Genomic DNA, 3,389 nt, shown 5'->3' with positions numbered 1-3,389 from the left:
AGGAGACAATTGCTGCGGCATATGAAAAGGTTTATGAGACTCAGGATGGACGGATACGGATCTATAAAACAACAGAATAATCCTCAAATGCATTATTACGGGGATTACTCCGGATTTATGATTATGAGCCGGGTGATCACAGATTTACAGAGATAAGAGAGAATGTGTAAGATTATAGTAACCACAATAATTTTATAAATGATTAAGGAGGACGTACGGATGAAGAAATGGGCACCGAGAGTGCTTCTTGCAGCAGCTCTTGCAGGGCTGTCTGCATTTCTGTTAAAGGGAGATGTATGGACATTCTGGACCTGGTGGCTGTTGGCATTTCTGATGGGAATGGTTGCCATGCCTGTGACAGGGAGACTGTTTGCCGGATTTGAGGACAAAGGCTGGATGTTTTCAAAAGTGCTGGCGATTACTGTGACAGGTTTTCTTACGTGGTTTCTGGTAACTGCGAAGATATTGCCATTTACTGGCAGCGACATGTATCGGTGTGTCTATTGTATGTGCTGTTGGCTGTGGGGTTTTATATCATTTTCAGGGAAAAAATGGAATTGACTGCTTTCCGTTCGGAAATGTAAATCTGATTTACGGAGAGGAAATTCTGTTCTTTATATTTTTCCTGATGTGGACTTATTTTGCAGGATTCCGTCCGCAGGCATACGGAACTGAGAAATTTATGGATTATGGTTTTATGGAAGCCATGATGAGAAGTACGACACTTCCTGCAAGAGATCTGTGGTATTCAGAAGGTACGATCAACTATTATTATGGCGGACAGTATTTTGCAGTATTTCTGACGAAGCTGACTGGCAGTAAAGTAGAACTCACTTACAATCTGATGCGTACTTTTGTGGCTGCATTTGCGTTTGTGCTTCCGTTTTCACTGGTTCGTCAGATGTCTGTGGACAGGCTTAAAGGAAGCCTGACAGGAAAGAAACGTTGTGTGCCGGCAGTGGCCGGGATCATAGCAGGACTTTCTGTATCAATTGCGGGAAATATGCATTATGTGGTTTACAGTAAGATCATTCCATGGATCCAGAAGCTGCAGGGAAAAGAAACGGACAGCTACTGGTTCCCGGATGCGACCCGTTATATTGGATACAATCCGGATGTGCCGGACAAGACGATCCATGAATTTCCATGTTATTCCTTTGTGTTGGGAGATCTCCATGCCCATGTGGTAAATGTAATGTTTGTGCTGTTTCTGGTGGGACTTCTTTATGCGTGGATGCGAAGTGTGCGGATGAGAGAAGCAGTGATCATGAAGCCGGGCCGGAAACAGTTCTGGAAAAAACAGCTGTTGATTCCGCATATCCTGCTGGCTGCAGTGATGATCGGTATGTTCCGGTTTACGAATTTCTGGGATTTTATTATTTATTTCGTGGTGACCGGTGGAGTGGTGCTGTTTACCAATATCGTTCAGTTTGATGGTAAAGTGAAGAGGATTCTGGCAGTGACTGCGGTTCAGGCAGTGGAGATCATTGTGATCTCATACGTTGTTTCTCTGCCGTTTACTTTGCAGTTTGACAGTATGTTTAAAGGTGTGGGAATTGCGCAGAATCATTCTATGATCCATCAGCTGCTGATTTTGTGGGGACTGCCTGTGGTTCTGACAGTTCTGCTGATCATCTGTATCATCTGGGAGAAGCTTCGTGGTGGTGCGAACAGAAGTCTGTATAAACTGATGAAAGCAATCTCTGTGCCGGATCTGTTTGCGATTGTCATGGGACTCTGTGCAATCGGGTTGATCGTGATTCCGGAGTTGGTTTATGTAAGGGATATTTACGAAAATGGAAACGCCAGGGCGAATACTATGTTTAAGCTGACTTATCAGGCGTATATGCTGTTTGGGATGACCATGGGATATGGTATTTTCCGTATGCTGGTGGCTGCACGTAAGAAAGTGTTTAAGGTTGTGTCAGTGATCGGTCTGGTACTGCTTTGCTGGACCTTTGGTTATTTTGGAAACAGTGTGTATGCGTGGTTTGGAAAGGTATGGGAGCCTTCTGAATATAAAGGATTGAATGCGACATCTTTCCTGTCAAATGATTTCACAGAGGATGTGGCTGGTATTAAATGGCTGAAGAAGAATGTGAAAGGGTCACCGGTTGTGCTTGAGGCGAACGGGGACAGCTATAGTGGTTATGAGCGTGTTTCTGCTATGACAGGGCTTCCGACTGTGCTGGGATGGTATGTGCATGAGTGGCTGTGGAGAGATGATACTGCGGACTTGAATGAGAAGAGCGCGGATATTGAGAGTATTTATACTTCTTTGGATGTGGAGTATGTGAAGGAACTGCTGGAAGAGTATGATGTTTCTTATATTTTTGTGGGATTGAAAGAACGGGAGAAATATGGGGATGCACTGAATGAAGAGGTGCTGAATTCGCTTGGAGAAGTTGTGTTCCAGGATGAGGTGTATAGTACTTATATTCTTAAGATTAATAAGTAAGAGAGTGAAAAATGGCGGCAGTTTGTGTCGCCATTTTTTGTTTGGGTCAAAAAGGGACGCGTAAAAAAATATTTCATTTCCTGTGCGGTTTCGGGCACTAAGATATTCTAAGCCGCTAAAAATCTGCTAAAAGCATGAGAAATCAGAGCCAAACTCGCCTGCGGCTCAGACAGTGTCTCTGATTTCTCATAACGCAGATTTTTGCCGGCTAAGAATATCTAAGTACCCTGCAAATGCACAGGAAATGAAATATTTTTTTACGCTGGTTATTGGCTGGAATGGTTTTGGGGAAATAATTATCAGGTGGAAAAGAGGGAAAAAGTAAAATTTACAGATATGGATTACGATTGTATTATGATAATGTATGTGCAATATATATAAGAAAAATATGTTGCTACAGTGGAAAAATGAAAAGATGACACTGTATAAGTAGTAGGAGAAAATGAGGATTGTGAATATTCACATGACAGGAAAGGAGAGTTTTAAAATGAGGAATCGAATAATTCAGGTTAGACATTATAGCAGGAAAATGATGATTATGATGTTGACAGGAGCAATTTGCTGTAGTTCATGTTTTTGTCAAACAGCTTTTGCGAAAACCAGCAAAGTAAGGGTTTACGATGTGGAAAAAGGAACCACAAGCTTCACATCTTTTACATATTCGGATAATAAAAAGGATGAATCACTGGCACCGTCGGAGGGAACAGAAGCGATTTCATCTGCTTCTCAGAAGGTGGTTATTTTCCATCAGGCAGATGGGTCTACGATAATAAGAAAAGCAGACAGTAATGGAAAAGTGACACTTCCAGCAATAAGAAATCAGACAGGATATACTTTTCTTGGATGGAGCACGAAGCCGGATCAGACTCAGAATCCGCAGTATCAGGCGGGACAGGTGATACAGGTAAGGAAGAAAACCCATTTATATGCA

The 3,389-nt window shown here is 42.4% G+C and carries 3 protein-coding genes; all 3 read left to right on the top strand.

The window, feature by feature from the left end; all coding sequences use genetic code 11:
• Window positions 1-219 precede the first annotated feature (219 nt).
• A complete protein-coding gene (locus tag AC075L_RS06345) occupies window positions 220-561 on the top strand; it encodes a hypothetical protein (protein ID WP_476387381.1) in 342 nt (113 codons plus the stop codon).
• Window positions 497-2,458 (top strand): DUF2298 domain-containing protein, encoded by a 1,962-nt coding sequence (locus AC075L_RS06340; protein ID WP_476387380.1) that lies wholly within the window; start codon window positions 497-499, stop codon window positions 2,456-2,458. The genes AC075L_RS06345 and AC075L_RS06340 overlap by 65 nt, the downstream gene beginning before the upstream one ends.
• A 487-nt stretch (window positions 2,459-2,945) precedes the next feature.
• Window positions 2,946-3,389, top strand: a 444-nt coding sequence (locus AC075L_RS06335) for an InlB B-repeat-containing protein (protein WP_476387379.1), incomplete at its 3' end; no start/stop codon positions are given.

Source organism: Blautia sp. ZXY-1-B12 (assembly GCF_056339915.1).
Note: the sequence above shows the minus strand (reverse complement) of the source record. Positions and strands in the feature narration are given on the sequence as shown.

What these genes read in the sequence shown, in the direction of transcription:
- AC075L_RS06345 (WP_476387381.1), top strand. Translation starts at nt 220, where the DNA reads ATGAAGAAATGGGCACCGAGAGTGCTTCTTGCAGCAGCTCTTGCAGGG.